The following is a 16,060-nucleotide window of genomic DNA, read 5'->3' on the forward strand; positions in this document are numbered from 1 at the left end:
GGCGCCGGTGCCGAGCCGGTCGCCGCGGCGGCAGCCGTTCGTCGGGTGGTGGTCATCGTGCCCCCACCCCCGCGGTCGCCTCGCTCCTGGTGCCCGCTTCGGCCACCGAGGTGGTCGCCGGGAGCGCTTCGGATTCCGGACGGGCCGTCGTGGGTGCCGCTGTGGACGCCTTGGCGAATGCCTCGGCGAGTTCCTCCTCGGAAACCGTCCCGGTGCTCACGGAGGCATCCGGCCTCGCCGCGCTCCCCGTGCCCCTGTTCGGGTGGACCGCGCTCGCGGGGGCCGTCGCCCGGGGCGCCAGCAGTTCGGCGATGTCCAGGACGTGGTAGCCGGCCATCGACGGCAAGCAGCTGCCACGGGCCGGGCCGATGGCGGTGGTCCAGGCCTCGGGGATGGCGGCGGCGCCGCTCAGGGCGCCGGCCAGGGCGCCCGCCACGGCCGCCGTGGTGTCGGCGTCGCGGCCCATGTTGACGGCGGTCAGCACCGAGGTGGTGAAGTCGCCCCGGGCCGCGGCGAAGGCGCCGAAGGCCAGGCCGACGGCCTCGGGCGCCAGGTCCGTCCACGGGTAGCCGCCGATGACGACGGCGGAGCGCACCGCGCGTTCGGTGCCGAGCTGGGTGATGCCCGGATCGTGCCGCGAGCGCTGGGCGGCGCCGACCGCGCGGCGCAGTGAGCGGGCGGTCCAGGAGTCCTCGGGGACGACGGAGAGCGCGGCGGCGATCACCGCGTCGACGGAGCCGGCGACCATGGCCGCGGCGACGCCGGCGGCGACCGCCCGCCCGCCGTAGATCCCCTCGCCGTCATGGCTGACCGTGCCGTCGATGGCGACCAGCCGGGCGGCCTCGGCGGGCCGCCCGGCGGCGAACACCCCGAACGGAGCGGCGCGCATCGCCAGGCCATCGCTCCAGGCGTGCCGGTGCTGTGCGGAGATGGGGGCGGCGAGACCGCGCCGCAGGTTCTCCAGCGTTCCGCGCTCGCTGAAGCCGGCGCCGCGGAACGGCCCCTCGTCCCGGTCGGCGATCCACTGGTGCCAGGCCGCCTCGACATGGGCGACGGTCAGCGCCGAGCCGTGCGCGGCGAGCAGCAGCCCGGAGAAGATCGCGTACTCGGTGTCGTCGGTGCCCGCCGGATCGTCCTCGACGTAGCCCTCGATACGGCCCCAGCGGCTGCGGATCTGGGAGGGCTTCATGTTCTCGGCGGGGGCGCCGAGCGCGTCACCGACGGCGAGCCCCAACATCGCGCCGCGGGCCCGGTCGCGTACGGCGTCGCAGGCTCCGTCGCGTACGCCGTTGCGGGCTGCGTCCCCTGCGTCCCCTGCGTCCCCTGTGTCCCCTGCGCAGTCGGCGACGGCGGATTCCGCGGACGGAGAGTGCGGTGCGCTCATGGGGCGTGCCCTTCTGTCGTGCGGGTCGGGCCGCTGCCGTGAAGCCGGCCGCCGGCCCTGAGGGCCGCCGCCCTGCACCGGACCGCTGCGGTGTATCCGTGCCACGCCGGGGCCCGGCTCTCCTCTCCCGGACGGCAGGGTCACCCGGTCGAATCGCTCGCGCGGGCCCGGCGCACTGCCCGGCCGCCGCCCCTGAGCGGCCTGTGACCCACGTCTCACGCCGTGGTGCGCGAGAAAACCGCAGGTCAGCGGGGTAAGTACGGCCTTCCTTGCTAGCGGAGCAGGGGTGATCGCGCATAGCTTCGAGGTGTTGCAGGGGGAAGTGCCGCCATCGGCCCACACCTCGCGGAAGGGAGCAGGTCCCTCAATGTCCGTCATGGAAATCATGGATGCCGCGGCGCCGACGCATGTCGCTCACCGTGACAATCACACCCACCGCGATGTGAACGGCGGCTGGCTGCGCCCCGCGGTCTTCGGCGCCATGGACGGCCTGGTCTCGAACCTCGCGCTGATGACGGGTGTCGCGGGCGGCGCCGTGTCGCAGCAGACGATCATCATCACCGGCCTCGCGGGTCTGGCCGCCGGCGCGTTCTCGATGGCGGCGGGGGAGTACACCTCCGTCGCCTCACAGCGGGAGCTGGTGCTCGCGGAGCTGGACATCGAGCGGACCGAACTGCGCAAGCACCCCAAGGACGAGCTGGAAGAGCTGGCCGCGCTGTACGAGTCGCGCGGTGTCGAGCCCGGGCTTGCCCGGCAGGTGGCCGAGCAGCTCTCGACCGACCCTGATCAGGCGCTGGAAATTCATGCCCGCGAGGAATTGGGCATTGACCCGTCCGACCTTCCCTCGCCCACCGTCGCCGCCGTTTCTTCCTTCGGATCATTTGCCCTCGGCGCCCTTTTGCCTGTTCTTCCTTACCTCTTGGGTGCTTCCGCATTGTGGCCGGCGGTGCTGCTCGCGCTGCTCGGACTGTTCGCCTGCGGCGCGGTCGTGGCGCGGGTGACGGCGCGCTCCTGGTGGTTCAGCGGTGTCCGCCAACTGGCCCTGGGCGGCGCCGCCGCAGGTGTGACGTACGTCCTGGGAGCGGTGTTCGGAACCGTCGTAGGGTGACGTGCCATGCGGGTGGCTGCATAATTAACGCGTTACCCAGCGGTTTCGAATTGTTGACGACCGGGCATAAGGCCCAGGCGTCGCGGGCAATGTCGCCCGACGATCGCCGCTCGTGGGATGGCGAAGAGTCCGTCCGCGTCCTTGATCCACCGCTACGCCGGTGTCCGCATGCTGGAAGGCGCTATCCGCTTTTCGAGAAGCGGGCCATCCTGTAACCTGCACGAAATTTCGCGGAGGGCCAACGTCGTCCCTCGGCAATGCCTATGCCACGACGACGTTGGGAGAGCCGATGCGTTCCGCGTCCACGCACTCCGCGACCACCGGCAGCGCCAGCGCCGCCTGGTCGCCCATGGACGGGCGCCCCGCCCAGCAGGGGATGTACGACCCGCGCAACGAGCACGACGCCTGTGGCGTCGGCTTTGTGGCCACCCTCACCGGCGAGGCCAGCCACGCGTTGGTCGAGCAGGCGCTCACCGTCCTGACGAACCTGGAGCACCGCGGTGCCACCGGCTCGGAGCCCGACTCCGGCGACGGTGCCGGCATCCTGCTCCAGGTACCGGACGCGTTCCTTCGCGAGGACGTCACCTTCGAGCTTCCCGAGGCCGGCGGCTACGCCGTCGGCATCGCCTTCCTGCCCTCCGATGCCCAGGATGCGGCCGCAGCCGTCTCGCGCATCGAGACGATGGCGACCGAAGAGGGCCTGAACGTCCTCGGCTGGCGTGTCGTGCCGGTGGCCCCGCAGCTGCTCGGCAACGGCGCCCGCGCCACCATGCCTGCCTTCTCCCAGCTCTTCGTCGCCGACGGTGAGAACACCGGGCTGGCCCTGGACCGCAAGGCGTTCGTGCTGCGCAAGCGCGCCGAGCGCGAGGCCGGGGTCTACTTCCCCTCGCTGTCCGCCCGGACCATCGTCTACAAGGGCATGCTGACCACCGGCCAGCTGGAGCCCTTCTTCCCGGACCTGTCCGACCGCCGCTTCGCCACCGCCATCGCGCTGGTCCACTCGCGGTTCTCCACCAACACCTTCCCGAGCTGGCCGCTCGCCCACCCGTACCGCTTCGTCGCGCACAACGGCGAGATCAACACGGTCAAGGGCAACCGCAACTGGATGCGCGCCCGTGAGTCGCAGCTCGCCTCGAAGCGCTTCGGCAACGTGGCCGGCGACGACCTCGACCGGATCTTCCCGGTCTGCACCCCGGACGCCTCCGACTCCGCCTCCTTCGACGAGGTCCTGGAGCTGCTCCACCTCGGCGGCCGCTCGCTGCCGCACTCCGTGCTGATGATGGTCCCCGAGGCGTGGGAGAACTCCGCCTCCATGGACCCGGCCCGGCGCGCCTTCTACCAGTACCACTCCACGATGATGGAGCCCTGGGACGGCCCGGCCTGCGTCACCTTCACCGACGGCACCCAGGTCGGCGCGGTCCTCGACCGCAACGGTCTGCGCCCCGGCCGCTACTGGGTCACCGACGACGGCCTCGTCGTGCTGTCCTCCGAGGTCGGCGTCCTGGACATCGACCCGGCCAAGGTCGTCCGCAAGGGCCGGCTGCAGCCCGGCCGGATGTTCCTCGTCGACACCGCCGAGCACCGCATCATCGAGGACGACGAGATCAAGGCGCAGCTCGCCGCCGAGAACCCGTACCAGGACTGGCTGGAAGCCGGCCTGATCGACCTCGCGGACCTGCCCGAGCGCGAGCACATCGTGCACACCCACGCCTCGGTCACCCGCCGCCAGCAGACCTTCGGCTACACCGAGGAAGAGCTGCGCGTCATCCTCGCGCCGATGGCCAAGGCCGGCGCCGAGCCCATCGGCTCGATGGGCACGGACTCGCCGATCGCCGCGCTGTCCGACCGCCCCCGGCTGCTGTTCGACTACTTCACCCAGCTCTTCGCGCAGGTCACCAACCCGCCGCTGGACGCCATCCGCGAGGAGCTCGTCACCTCGCTGATCTCCTCGCTCGGCCCCCAGGGCAACATCCTGGAGCCCTCCGAGGCGTCCTGTCGCAGCGTGACCCTGCCGTTCCCGGTCATCGACAACGACGAGCTCGCCAAGCTCGTGCACATCAACGCCGACGGCGACATGCCCGGCATGAAGGCCGTGACGCTGTCCGGTCTCTACCGCGTCTCCGGCGGCGGCGAGTCCCTGGCCGCCCGGATCGCCGAGATCTGCGCCGAGGCGGACGCCGCCATCGACGACGGCGCCCGGCTGATCGTGCTCTCCGACCGTCACTCGGACGCCGAGCACGCCCCGATCCCGTCGCTGCTGCTCACCTCCGCGGTGCACCACCACCTCATCGGCACCAAGGAGCGCACCCAGGTCGGTCTGCTCGTCGAGGCCGGCGATGTGCGCGAGGTGCACCACATCGCGCTGCTCATCGGCTACGGCGCCGCGGCGGTCAACCCCTACCTGGCGATGGAGTCCGTCGAGGACCTCGTCCAGGCCGGCACCTTCCTGCCCGGCGTGGACGCCGAGACCGCCATCAAGAACCTCATCAAGGCGCTCGGCAAGGGCGTCCTGAAGGTCATGTCCAAGATGGGCATCTCGACCGTCGCCTCCTACCGCGGCGCGCAGGTCTTCGAGGCCGTCGGCCTGGACGAGGACTTCGTCGCCGAGTACTTCCACGGCACCGCCACCAAGATCGGCGGCGCCGGCCTGGACATCATCGCCAAGGAGGTCGCGGCGAGGCACGCCAAGGCCTACCCGGCCTCCGGCATCGCGGCCACGCACCGCGCGCTGGACATCGGCGGCGAGTACCAGTGGCGCCGTGAGGGCGAGCCGCACCTCTTCGACCCGGACACCGTCTTCCGGCTGCAGCACTCCACGCGCTCGCGCCGCTACGACATCTTCAAGCAGTACACCGAGCGGGTGAACGAGCAGTCCGAGCGGCTGATGACGCTGCGCGGCCTGTTCTCCTTCAGCTCCGAGCGGCCCTCGATCCCGATCGAGGAGGTCGAGTCGGCCGCCGACATCGTCAAGCGCTTCTCCACCGGCGCCATGTCGTACGGCTCCATCTCGCAGGAGGCGCACGAGACCCTCGCCATCGCGATGAACCAGTTGGGCGGCAAGTCCAACACCGGTGAGGGCGGCGAGGACCCGGACCGTCTCTACGACCCGGCGCGGCGCTCCTCGATCAAGCAGGTCGCCTCCGGCCGCTTCGGCGTGACCTCCGAGTACCTCGTCAACTCCGACGACATCCAGATCAAGATGGCGCAGGGTGCCAAGCCCGGCGAGGGCGGCCAGCTGCCCGGCCACAAGGTCTACCCGTGGGTCGCCAAGACCCGGCACTCCACCCCGGGCGTCGGCCTGATCTCGCCGCCCCCGCACCACGACATCTACTCCATCGAGGACCTCGCCCAGCTGATCCACGACCTGAAGAACGCCAACCCCCAGGCGCGCATTCACGTCAAGCTGGTCTCCGAGGTCGGTGTCGGCACCGTCGCCGCGGGTGTCTCCAAGGCGCACGCGGACGTGGTCCTCATCTCCGGCCACGACGGCGGTACGGGTGCCTCCCCGCTGACCTCCCTCAAGCACGCGGGCGGCCCCTGGGAGCTCGGCCTCGCCGAGACCCAGCAGACGCTGCTGCTCAACGGCCTGCGCGACCGCATCGTCGTGCAGACCGACGGTCAGCTCAAGACCGGCCGTGACGTCGTCATCGCCGCCCTGCTGGGCGCCGAGGAGTTCGGCTTCGCGACCGCACCGCTGGTCGTCTCCGGCTGCGTCATGATGCGGGTGTGCCACCTGGACACCTGCCCGGTCGGTATCGCCACGCAGAACCCGACGCTGCGCGAGCGGTTCAGCGGCAAGGCCGAGTACATCGTCAACTTCTTCCAGTTCATCGCCGAAGAGGTCCGCGAGCTGCTCGCCGAGCTGGGCTTCCGCACCCTCGACGAGGCCATCGGCCACGCCGAGATCCTCAACACCTCCAAGGCCGTGGACCACTGGAAGGCGCAGGGCCTGGACCTGGCCCCGCTGCTGCACGTCCCCGAGCTGACCGAGGGCGCCGTCCGCCACCAGGTCATCGTGCAGGACCACGGCCTGGAGAAGGCGCTCGACAACGAGCTGATCAAGCTGTCCGCCGACGCGCTGTCCGCGGACACCGCGGAGGCCGCCCAGCCCGTACGGGCCCAGGTCGCGATCCGGAACATCAACCGGACCGTCGGCACCATGCTCGGCCACGAGGTCACGAAGAAGTTCGGCGGTGCCGGTCTCCCCGACGACACCATCGACATCACCTTCACCGGCTCCGCCGGCCAGTCCTTCGGCGCGTTCCTGCCCCGCGGCGTCACGCTGCGCCTGGAGGGCGACGCCAACGACTACGTCGGCAAGGGCCTCTCCGGTGGCCGCGTCATCGTCCGCCCGGACCGCGGCGCCGACCACCTCGCCGAGTACTCGACCATCGCGGGCAACACCCTCGCCTACGGCGCGACCGGCGGCGAGCTGTTCCTGCGCGGCCGGGTCGGTGAGCGCTTCTGCGTCCGCAACTCCGGCGCCACGGTGGTCTCCGAGGGCGTGGGCGACCACGGCTGCGAGTACATGACCGGTGGCCACGCCGTCATCCTGGGCGAGACCGGCCGCAACCTCGCGGCGGGTATGTCCGGTGGCATCGCCTACGTCATCGACCTCGACCCGGCCAACGTCAACCGTGAACTGACCGACGCGGTCACTACGCTGGACGACACCGACAAGCAGTGGCTGCACGACGTCGTGCGCCGCCACCAGGAGGAGACCGGCTCCACCGTCGCCGAAAAGCTCCTCGCCGACTGGGACGCGGCAGCCGCGCGCTTCAGCAAGGTCGTTCCGGCCACCTACCAGGCAGTGCTCGCCGCCAAGGACGCCGCCGAGCGAGCCGGACTCTCCGAGTCCGAGACCCACGAGAAGATGATGGAGGCGGCGACCAATGGCTGACCCCAAGGGCTTCCTGACCACCGACCGCGAGGTCGCCAAGACCCGCCCCGTCGAGGAGCGCGTCAAGGACTGGAGCGAGGTCTACCAGCCCGGTTCCCTGCTGCCGATCATCAGCAAGCAGGCCGGCCGCTGCATGGACTGCGGTATCCCGTTCTGCCACAACGGCTGTCCGCTGGGGAACCTCATTCCCGAGTGGAACGACTACGCCTACCGCGAGGACTGGGGCGCCGCCAGCGAGCGGCTGCACGCCACGAACAACTTCCCGGAGTTCACCGGGCGGCTGTGCCCCGCGCCCTGCGAGTCGGCCTGTGTCCTGGGCATCAACCAGCCGGCCGTCACCATCAAGAACGTCGAAGTCACCATCATCGACAAGGCGTGGGACAACGGCGATGTCACCCCGCAGCCGCCCGAGCGGCTGTCCGGCAAGACCGTCGCCGTCATCGGCTCGGGCCCGGCGGGTCTCGCCGCCGCCCAGCAGCTGACCCGGGCCGGCCACACCGTCGCCGTCTACGAGCGCGCGGACCGGATCGGTGGACTGCTGCGCTACGGCATCCCCGAGTTCAAGATGGAAAAGCGCCACATCAACCGCCGCATCGAGCAGATGCGCGCGGAGGGCACCAAGTTCCGTACGGAGGTGGAGATCGGCCGCGACATCGACGCGAAGAAGCTGCGCAAGCGCTACGACGCCGTCGTGATCGCCGCCGGATCCACGACCTCCCGCGACCTGCCGGTGCCCGGCCGCGAGCTGAACGGCATCCACTTCGCCATGGAGTACCTGCCGCTCGCCAACAAGGTGCAGGAGGGTGACCTGACCGTCGCCCCCATCAGCGCCGAGGGCAAGCACGTCGTGGTCATCGGCGGCGGCGACACCGGCGCGGACTGCGTGGGCACCGCCCACCGCCAGGGCGCGGCCTCGGTGACGCAGCTGGAGATCATGGGCAAGCCGGGCGACGAGCGGAACCCGAACCAGCCCTGGCCGACCTTCCCCATGCTCTACAAGGTCACCTCCGCGCACGAGGAGGGCGGCGAGCGGATCTACTCCGTCTCGACCACCCACTTCGAGGGCGACGAGGACGGCAACGTCCAGTACCTGCACCTGACCGAGGTGGAGTTCAAGGACGGCAAGCCGGAGCCGAAGCCGGGCACCGAGCGCAAGCTCCCCGCCCAGCTGGTCACCCTCGCGATGGGCTTCACCGGCACCGACCAGGACAACGGACTGGTCTCCCAGTTCGGCCTGGAGCTGGACGCCCGCGGCAACGTCGCCCGCGACGGCGACTACGCCACCAACGTCCCCGGCGTGTACGTCGCCGGTGACGCCGGCCGCGGCCAGTCGCTGATCGTGTGGGCCATCGCCGAGGGCCGCTCCGCGGCCAAGGGCGTGGACCGCTTCCTCACCGGAGCCAGCGCCCTGCCGGCTCCCATCAAGCCGACGGACCGCGCGCTGAGCGTGTAGCCGTCCCCCGATGTCCCGTACAACGTCGTACGGAACAACCGCGGCGCCTGTCTCCTCCCCCCGACCGGAGGACAGGCGCCGCGACCTTTTCCCGGCCCGGCGTGACGGTGGTCGCTACGAGCCGTTGCGCTGGCCGGGGAAACGCCGGCCCAACTCCCGCGCCAGCTCCCGCGCGGGAGCCGGTACGGCCCGCGGCGGGGGAGTCCCCGGTGGCCGAAAATCGTGCACCGGCGGGCACCACGCCGACAGATCGATGCCGCGCTCACCCAGCGGCAGCACCCACCGGGCATCGGCGTGCACCCGCAAAACCTGCGCCTCGATCAGCGTCCACGCGCCGTCGGTCACCGTCCGCTCACCGGCCCGGCGCGCCTCCAACTGCACCGGGCAGTGCGCCAGCCGGGGCGGCCGCACCATCTCGGACGGCTCCGTCAACGGGACGTCCGCATCGCACCGGCCGCCGCCCGCGCCCTCCTCGAAGTCGCCGGCCGGCGGCAGGTTGAAGACCACGTCCGGGCGTACCGCCAGGTTGCGCGCGGTGCGGCCGCGGGCGGGCAGCCACGCGCTCACCACCGGGCCGAGTTCCCAGCGGATACGGAGTGTGGCCAGCGCGAAAGTCCCGTCGTCGTTCTCCGTGGACAGCAGTGCCGACGCCACCGAACTGCTCTTCTCCAGCACGCCTTTCATGCCCATGAGGATAGAAGCAGGACGATTCGGTGCTCACCAAAGTGTGATGGCCGCTTACTCTCTGCACATGAGCCAATGGGACGCCGACCACGAAAGCATCGCGGAAACCCCCGACCTGGCGGCCCTCGCCGCGCTGCTCGCGGACCGGACCCGGGCCGCCATGTGCATGGCCCTGCTGGACGGCGGCGCCTGGACCGCGGGTGAGCTGGCCGAGTACGCCGCCGTGGCGCCCTCCACGACCACCGAACACCTCAACCTCCTGGTCGCAGGCGGACTGCTGGCCGAGGAACGGCAGGGGCGGCGCCGCTACGTACGGCTGGCGGGGCCCGACACCGCCGAAGCCCTGGAGAACCTCGCCGGGCTGGCCCCCTACCGTCAGGTCCCGGTCCGCTCCCTCGCCGAGGCCAACCAGCGCAGGGCCCTGCACCACGCCAGGACCTGCTACGACCACATCGCCGGCGCGCTCGGTGTCGCGATCTGCGAGGCGATGACCGAACGCGGCCTGCTGGCCCGCGACTACGGACTCGTGCTGACCTGCGCGGGCGCCGAGTGGCTGGCCGGCCTCGGGATCCCCGACGCCGGTCCTTCGGCCGCCCACCGGGCCCACGTGCGCACCTGCCTGGACTGGACCGTGCGCAGACACCACCTCTCCGGCGCGGTCGGCGCGGCGCTGTGCCGGCACGCCCTGGAGCGGGAGTGGATCGTCAAGACCCCCGCCACCCGCATCCTCACCGTCACCGAGGCGGGACGGCAGGCGTTCCGGGGGCATCTGGGCCTGGACGGGGACGTGCTGTCGCCGTCCACGGCCCTGCTCTCGCCGCGCGCCTGACCGGGGCGGCGTTCGGCAGGTCCGGTGTTCGGGAGGGCGGGGTCGCTAGCGCGCGGCGCCGCCGCCGTCCTGCTCGCCCCCGACGAGGCCGGCCGGGAAGCCGCCGGTGGCGACCGGGCCCCAGCGCAGCGGGGTGACGCGGATCAGCGACTTGCCCTGCTTGCGCATCGCCTCGCGGTACTCGTCCCAGTCCGGGTGCTCACCGGAGATGTTGCGGAAGTACTCGACCAGCGGCTCCACCGACTCCGGGGTGTCGATGACCTCGGCCTCGCCGTCGATCTGCACCCACGGCCCGTTCCACTCGTCGGACAGCACGATGACACTGACCGACGAGACCCGGCGGGCATTGCGGACCTTGGCCCGCTCCGGATACGTCGACATCACCAGCCGCCCGGAGTCGTCCACCCCGCAGGTCAGCGGCGAGCCCTGCGGGGTCCCGTCGGAACGGCGGGTGAGCAGGATCGCGCGGTGGCGGGGCCGGACGAACTCCAGCAGCTCGGGCAGCTCGACACGGGTGTTGGTGGCGATGGAAGGGCTCATGGGCCGAGCCTAGGGCGTGGAGCGCACTCCAACGCGGCGCCGGGCTCGGCGTGCGGGGGAGTCGCCGCGGGTCAGCGGGTGAGGAGCTGCTTGCCGGTGGCGGCGTCCACGACCTTGCGGTCCTCCAGCGCGCTCTTCAGCCGCACCTTCACCTTGTCGGTGGCGAGCTGCGCGGTGCACATGCCCTTCGGGTTCTTGGGCTTGCCCCAGCCGGAGATGACCACGAAGTCCTTCGACTCGTGGGTGTGCACGCCGTAGCGCGCATCGCACCCGCCGTGGCCGACGGTCACCGTGATCTCCCGTACGCCGGTGTCCTTGGGGCGGTCCGCGCCGGCCAGCGGCAGCATCGTGTCGTGCCGCCCCGAGACCGCGGAGACCTTCGGCCAGTCCCGCTCTATCTGGTCCGCCCGCTTCTCGAACGGATCCTGCTTCTTCGGGGGCGCCGTGCCCACCGTTTGGGTGTCGCCGCCGCAGCCGGACAGCGCGAGCGTGCCGGCGGCCGCCATCGCGAGCACGACGGCGAACGGACGGAAAGGGGAGCGGACGCGGGAGGGGGTGTCGGTACCGGCCTCGATGGGCGTCTGCTGTGCGGTGGGTCGCATGACGTGCCTCCTTTGAGTCACGGATGGGACGTGGCCGGCCCGCGTCGGGTTCCGATGACCTTCGCCGCACCGCTCACTCCGCCCCCGGCGTAATCGGCGGCGCGGCCGGGGCCGCCGCCGCTGGCGTCCGCTCCATGGACTCCCTCACTCAGGTCGCGCCCCGCATCTGGCAGCTGCCGTTCCCCGTCGGGCATGTCCACGCCATCGCGCTCCCCGACAACGGGTACGCGATCGTCGACACGGCCGTCCCCGGTTCCGCCCCCGCGATCCTCGACGCGCTCGCCCGCCTGGGCGCCCGCCCCCACGACCTGCGGCAGATCGTGCTGACCCACTCCCACATCGATCACATGGGTTCCGCGGCCGACCTGGTCGAGGCCACCGGCGCCCGGGTGCTGGCGGGCGCCGCGGGCGCCCCGGTCATCCGGGGCGCCGCCCCCGAGCCGCAGCCGGTGCACGGACCCGCGGAACGCGACCTGCACGAGCAGATCACGGCGGACTTCGCCGCCGCCGGACTCCCGCCGCTGCGCCACGTCGGGGTCGATGTCGAGCTGCGCGACGGCGACACCCTGGACGGCTGGGCGGAGCCGGTGCGGGTCCTGCACGTGCCCGGCCATACCCCTGGCGGTAGCGCCCTGCACCTGCCCGGCAGCAAGGTGCTCTTCCCCGGCGACATCATCGGCCACATGGGCGGGCGCGCGGTGCTCGGCCCGTTCAACGTGGACCGCGACGGGGCCATCGCGTCCTTCCGCCGGCTGGCCGCCCTCGACGACGTCGACACGGTCTGCGTGCCGCACGGCGAACCGATCATCACCGGGGCACGGGATGTGCTGGCCTCGGCCACCCCGGAGGAGGACTGGCGATGAACGCGAACGTGGACGTACCCCCCCCGCGCCGGGGTCGGATTCCCCGGCCGTGACACTGCCGTTGACCGTGCGCGACCTGCTGCCCGCCGACCTCCCGTCGTGCGGCTGGTCCGGGTCGCCGCTCCATCTGGACGCCGTGGCAAGGGAGTTGAAGCGCGCACGGCGGGGCGAGGTGGACTACCTCGCGGTCTGCCCGCCGTCCGGCGAGCCCGTGGCGATCGGTGGCGTCGACTACCGGGCGCGTCCGGACGCCGGCCTGCTCTGGCAGCTCGGGGTCCTGCCCGCCCTTCAGTCCTGCGGTATCGGCAGTGTCCTGATAGCCGCTGCGGAACAGCGGATCCGCGGCCGGGGCCTGCACCACGCCGAACTCGCCGTCGAGGAGGACAACCCGCGGGCGCGCGCCCTGTACGAGCGGCTGGGTTACGTCGCGTACGGGCAGGAAGCCGAGGTCTGGGACGAGCAGGGGCCGGACGGCGCGGTGCGAAGCCACGAGGCGCTGTGCATCCGGATGCGCAAGACGCTGTAGCGGGGAACTCCGCGCGGCGCACCGGCCCGTGGGGACGCCGACAGGCGAGCGCCACGGGGAGACGTCGCCGGGCCTGTGCCGGACGGGCGCCGGTCAGCCGGAGTCGCGCGCCTCGATGTGGAAGGTCCCCAGGCGGTGCGGGGCCGGCTCGGTATCGGGGTCGCGAATCAGAGTGTCGACCAGTTCGGCGATCCGGTCCGGCGGGGTGATATCGGCCCGCACACTGGTCAACCGTGGCCGCAGCAGCCGGCCCAGCAGCAGGTCGTCCGCGCCGACCACCGCGATCGCGGGCAGGGCCGCGCCGATGCTGTGCCCGGCGTCCTGGAGGGCCCGCATCAGCAGCATCGCGTACTCGTCGTTGTACGCGAACACCGAGTCCAGGCCGAGGTCGGGCCAGGCGGCGGCGAGCCGCGCGGCGGACTCCTCGGTGAGCGCCAGGCCGAGCGGCCGGACCTCCGCGCCGGGGTGCCGGGCGACCGCGGCCCGGACGCCCGCAAGGCGCGGTGCGGCGAAGGCCGCAAGCCCTGGTTCGGCCGGCTCGATGACGCCGATCCGGCGCCGGCCGCGGGCCAGGAGGTGCTCACCGGCCCGCATCCCGGCCTCCCGCTGGTCCAGGACAAGGGTGTGGGCGCCGGAGGTGCCCGGCGGGCCGTGGGTGAGGACGGCGGCCGTACCCGAGCGCTTGAGGAGCGCGACGGCGGCGGCGTCCGGCGGCGGATCGTGCAGGGTCAGCACCGCGGCGGGCCGGAGTTCCGCCCAGGCCCGCGCGGCCGCGTCCGGGGAGGCGGCGGGCGCGCCGTGCAGGACCCCGGTGTAGCCGAGGCGGAGCAGCGCGGTCTGGAAACCGGCGAGGAAGGTGGTGAAGAGAGGGCCGAAGGCCGGGGCGGTGTCGGCGGGAGCGGCCATCAGCACGAGGCTGCCCCGGCCGGCACGCAGGCTGCGCGCGGCGGCGTGGGGTACGTACCCCAGCTCCTCGGCGGCGGCCCGGACCCGCTCCTGGGTACGGGCACTGACGCGTCCGGCGGCCTGTCCGTTCAGGACGTAGGAGACGGTCGCGCGGGAGACCCCGGCGCGTCGGGCAACGGCCGCGCTGGTCGGGGGTGTTGAGGTGGCCCGTGGGCCGGCTGCGTCAGTCATGTGCTGGGCATCCTCGCACAGGGGTTTGTGCGGCGGACGGGGGGTGACGCCGCTCTGGGCGTCGGCGGGTGACACGTGTAATCTCACGGCGGTTCCCCCGGTGCGGAGCCGGGGCGAGGGCCGGGGCGCAGGTCGGCCGGGGCCGGTGACGGGAGAGGGGTACGGGCATGCAGCTGCACACCCATGAATGGGGCACGGGCGACCGGATCGCGGTGCTGATCCACGGGATCATGTCCGACCACCGCACCTGGCGCCGGGTCGGTCCGGCGCTGGCCGACCGGGGCTACCGCGTCATCGGCGTCGATCTGCGCGGTCACGGCCGCAGCCCCCGCGGTGACTACACCCCGGAGCTGTTCGCCGACGACCTGGTCGACTCCCTCCCGGTCGGTGTGGAGGTGGCGCTCGGCCACTCGCTGGGCGGCCTGGCGCTGTCGCTTGCCGCGGAGCGGCTGCGGCCGCGGCGGGCCGTCTACAGCGACCCGGCGTGGTCCCTCGGTGCATCGGGGCAGGTGGTGGACCCGGCCCTGTTCGTGTCCTTCAAGAGCGCCCCCCGTGCGATGGTGCGGCAGTTCAATCCTCGCTGGGAGGAGGCCGACGTCGACATCGAGCTGGCGACGGTGGCGGCCTGGGACTCCGGCACCGCCCTCGCGCTGTCCGGCACCCGCCTGGAGGACCGCACGCCCGAGCGGCCGGTGGTGCCGTCCTTGGTGCAGATCGCGGGGGAGGGGTTCCTTTTCACCGAGCCGGCGGCGGATCGGCTGACGGACCGCGGCTTCGAGGTCCGTACGGTGCCGGGCGCGGGGCACACCATTCACCGCGACGACTTCGACGCCTTCATGGCGGGGCTGGCGGACTGGGTGTAGAGCGGCACATCGGGCGTCGTGAGTTTGCATGTCAACCACCCCATCTTCAGGGCTGGTTGAGCATGCGAGGCGACTCGCCGCTTCGTCAGGTGTCGCAGTCCAGAAGGGTCTTGCACAGGCCGCAGCGCGCCTGCAGCCGGCCGCGGACCGGTACGCGGATGCGCTGGTGGCAGGTGGGGCACGGGAACGACACCCGCTGCGGTCCGGGGCCTTCGAAGGCGTAGCCCTCACCCGCGGCCGGTGACGGGGCGCCGGGCCGCGGGGTCCGGGCCGCGCGGCGGTCCTTGGTGTAGCGGTGCCGGGCGGCCCAGCCGGCGCCGGCCAGCGGTGGCCGGCGGGCCTCCCGGCGCGCCTGCGCCTGCCCCGCCGCGTACGCGTCGTACGCCTGCGGGCTGGTGAACCACGGCGCCGGGTCCTCGCCGAAGAACTGCGCGCGCTGCGCCAGCACGTAGCCGAACTCCTCCGGCGTCAGATACCCGAGCTTCTGCGAGAACGGGCCGTGCTCGCGGTAGGCGTCCAGAAGCAGCCAGCCCGCGCCGAGATAGGTCGTGGCGGTGTCGGTGAGGATCTCGTTGTCGCGGGTGCCGGGGAAGGACAGGTCCAGGCGGTGCAGCCAGACGTGCGCCACTTCGTGGGCCAGGGCCGCGCCGATGTCCTTGCGATGGGTCTTGAAGCGCTCGTTGAGTTCGATGAAGTACTCCGGGCCCGCGGTCAGTTCGACATTCGCGGCGTGCTCCATCTCGCGGAAGCTGACGACCACCCGGGCCTCCGGCAGCCGCAGATGTCCGACCATGACCCGGGCGATACGCTGCGCTCCCGGATAGAGGTCCTCGCTGTCGTCGAAGGCGACGTCGACGGGCGGCACGCTGGTGGCGTAGGTGCTCACCGTGTCGTGACTCAGGCGCCTGTAGAGCGCCGTGACGGCCGCGCGCACCGTCTCGATATGGGGAAAGCCGTGCTCGATGTCCTTGCCGCCCGTTGCCACCGGGCCACTGTACGGCTGACCGAGATCGACCGGTATGGGCCGTACGGGGCTGTGTCATTACGGGAGTTGGCCGGATGCATCCCCTTGTCACCCTGATCGACCACTACACATAATCAACAGTGCGCTTTACGGACTCATCCCCCACTGGGTTCGGACGCCTTGCGGCGTGCTGCCGTCTTCCACGCA

13 protein-coding genes are annotated in these 16,060 nt (G+C 72.0%); 7 read left to right on the forward strand and 6 right to left on the reverse strand.

Annotated features, from left to right (window positions below; all coding sequences use genetic code 11):
* Positions 1–52: 52 nt before the first annotated feature.
* Positions 53–1,237 carry an ADP-ribosylglycohydrolase family protein gene (locus ACH4FH_RS14805; RefSeq protein ID WP_398556408.1) on the reverse strand — a complete coding sequence of 395 codons (1,185 nt, stop codon included), beginning with the start codon at positions 1,235–1,237 and terminating at the stop codon, positions 53–55.
* Positions 1,238–1,760: 523 nt separating this feature from the next.
* On the opposite strand from ACH4FH_RS14805, the gene ACH4FH_RS14810 reads away from it, so the two are divergent.
* The 3 genes from ACH4FH_RS14810 (at position 1,761) to ACH4FH_RS14820 (ending at position 8,845) form a co-directional block, all read left to right on the forward strand.
* Positions 1,761–2,492 carry a VIT1/CCC1 transporter family protein gene (locus ACH4FH_RS14810; RefSeq protein WP_398556409.1) on the forward strand — a complete coding sequence of 244 codons (732 nt, stop codon included), beginning with the start codon at positions 1,761–1,763 and terminating at the stop codon, positions 2,490–2,492.
* A 289-nt stretch (positions 2,493–2,781) separates the two neighbouring features.
* Positions 2,782–7,392: a glutamate synthase large subunit gene (gltB, locus tag ACH4FH_RS14815; RefSeq protein ID WP_398556202.1), complete on the forward strand. Its 4,611-nt coding sequence runs from the start codon at positions 2,782–2,784 to the stop codon at positions 7,390–7,392.
* Positions 7,385–8,845, forward strand: coding sequence for a glutamate synthase subunit beta (locus tag ACH4FH_RS14820; RefSeq protein WP_398556203.1), 1,461 nt, complete (start codon positions 7,385–7,387; stop codon positions 8,843–8,845). Before gltB ends, ACH4FH_RS14820 begins: the two co-directional genes overlap by 8 nt.
* Positions 8,846–8,959: 114 nt before the next feature.
* On the opposite strand, the gene ACH4FH_RS14825 is transcribed toward ACH4FH_RS14820, so the two are convergent.
* A complete protein-coding gene (locus ACH4FH_RS14825) occupies positions 8,960–9,529 on the reverse strand; it encodes a hypothetical protein (RefSeq protein ID WP_398556204.1) in 570 nt (189 codons plus the stop codon).
* Between the two features lie 67 nt (positions 9,530–9,596).
* Between ACH4FH_RS14825 and ACH4FH_RS14830 the strand changes: the two genes are divergently transcribed.
* Entirely contained in the window at positions 9,597–10,358 is a 762-nt protein-coding gene (locus ACH4FH_RS14830) for an ArsR/SmtB family transcription factor (RefSeq protein WP_398556205.1), read from the forward strand.
* A gap of 45 nt (positions 10,359–10,403) precedes the next feature.
* Here the strand turns inward: ACH4FH_RS14830 and ACH4FH_RS14835 are convergent, their stop codons facing one another.
* Both ACH4FH_RS14835 and ACH4FH_RS14840 read right to left on the reverse strand, forming a co-directional pair.
* A complete protein-coding gene (locus ACH4FH_RS14835) occupies positions 10,404–10,898 on the reverse strand; it encodes a PPOX class F420-dependent oxidoreductase (protein WP_398556206.1) in 495 nt (164 codons plus the stop codon).
* A 71-nt stretch (positions 10,899–10,969) separates the two neighbouring features.
* Positions 10,970–11,500, reverse strand: coding sequence for a hypothetical protein (locus ACH4FH_RS14840; RefSeq protein WP_398556207.1), 531 nt, complete (start codon positions 11,498–11,500; stop codon positions 10,970–10,972).
* A gap of 134 nt (positions 11,501–11,634) precedes the next feature.
* On the opposite strand from ACH4FH_RS14840, the gene ACH4FH_RS14845 reads away from it, so the two are divergent.
* Both ACH4FH_RS14845 and ACH4FH_RS14850 read left to right on the forward strand, forming a co-directional pair.
* Complete coding sequence (locus ACH4FH_RS14845) at positions 11,635–12,363, forward strand: MBL fold metallo-hydrolase (protein ID WP_398556208.1); 729 nt, start codon at positions 11,635–11,637, stop codon at positions 12,361–12,363.
* A 49-nt stretch (positions 12,364–12,412) separates the two neighbouring features.
* A complete protein-coding gene (locus ACH4FH_RS14850; protein ID WP_398556209.1) occupies positions 12,413–12,889 on the forward strand; it encodes a GNAT family N-acetyltransferase in 477 nt (158 codons plus the stop codon).
* A gap of 93 nt (positions 12,890–12,982) precedes the next feature.
* Here ACH4FH_RS14850 and ACH4FH_RS14855 read toward each other — a convergent pair whose 3' ends face one another.
* Positions 12,983–14,026, reverse strand: coding sequence for a LacI family DNA-binding transcriptional regulator (locus ACH4FH_RS14855; protein ID WP_398556210.1), 1,044 nt, complete (start codon positions 14,024–14,026; stop codon positions 12,983–12,985).
* A gap of 167 nt (positions 14,027–14,193) precedes the next feature.
* Between ACH4FH_RS14855 and ACH4FH_RS14860 the strand changes: the two genes are divergently transcribed.
* Complete coding sequence (locus ACH4FH_RS14860) at positions 14,194–14,889, forward strand: alpha/beta fold hydrolase (protein ID WP_398556211.1); 696 nt, start codon at positions 14,194–14,196, stop codon at positions 14,887–14,889.
* Positions 14,890–14,974: 85 nt separating this feature from the next.
* On the opposite strand, the gene ACH4FH_RS14865 is transcribed toward ACH4FH_RS14860, so the two are convergent.
* A complete protein-coding gene (locus ACH4FH_RS14865; RefSeq protein WP_398556212.1) occupies positions 14,975–15,874 on the reverse strand; it encodes a hypothetical protein in 900 nt (299 codons plus the stop codon).
* Between the last annotated feature and the right edge of the window lie 186 nt (positions 15,875–16,060).

Source organism: Streptomyces sp. NPDC017993 (assembly GCF_044328065.1).
Classification (GTDB): Bacteria; Actinomycetota; Actinomycetes; order Streptomycetales; family Streptomycetaceae; genus Streptomyces.

Coding starts and splice junctions, on each gene's coding strand:
- ACH4FH_RS14805 (WP_398556408.1), bottom strand. CDS start 1,237: ATGTTGGGGCTCGCCGTCGGTGACGCGCTCGGCGCCCCCGCCGAGAAC.
- ACH4FH_RS14825 (WP_398556204.1), bottom strand. CDS start 9,529: ATGAAAGGCGTGCTGGAGAAGAGCAGTTCGGTGGCGTCGGCACTGCTG.
- ACH4FH_RS14845 (WP_398556208.1), top strand. CDS start 11,635: ATGGACTCCCTCACTCAGGTCGCGCCCCGCATCTGGCAGCTGCCGTTC.
- ACH4FH_RS14830 (WP_398556205.1), top strand. CDS start 9,597: ATGAGCCAATGGGACGCCGACCACGAAAGCATCGCGGAAACCCCCGAC.
- ACH4FH_RS14835 (WP_398556206.1), bottom strand. CDS start 10,898: ATGAGCCCTTCCATCGCCACCAACACCCGTGTCGAGCTGCCCGAGCTG.
- ACH4FH_RS14810 (WP_398556409.1), top strand. CDS start 1,761: ATGGAAATCATGGATGCCGCGGCGCCGACGCATGTCGCTCACCGTGAC.
- ACH4FH_RS14855 (WP_398556210.1), bottom strand. CDS start 14,026: ATGACTGACGCAGCCGGCCCACGGGCCACCTCAACACCCCCGACCAGC.
- ACH4FH_RS14820 (WP_398556203.1), top strand. CDS start 7,385: ATGGCTGACCCCAAGGGCTTCCTGACCACCGACCGCGAGGTCGCCAAG.
- ACH4FH_RS14860 (WP_398556211.1), top strand. CDS start 14,194: ATGCAGCTGCACACCCATGAATGGGGCACGGGCGACCGGATCGCGGTG.
- gltB (WP_398556202.1), top strand. CDS start 2,782: ATGCGTTCCGCGTCCACGCACTCCGCGACCACCGGCAGCGCCAGCGCC.
- ACH4FH_RS14840 (WP_398556207.1), bottom strand. CDS start 11,500: ATGCGACCCACCGCACAGCAGACGCCCATCGAGGCCGGTACCGACACC.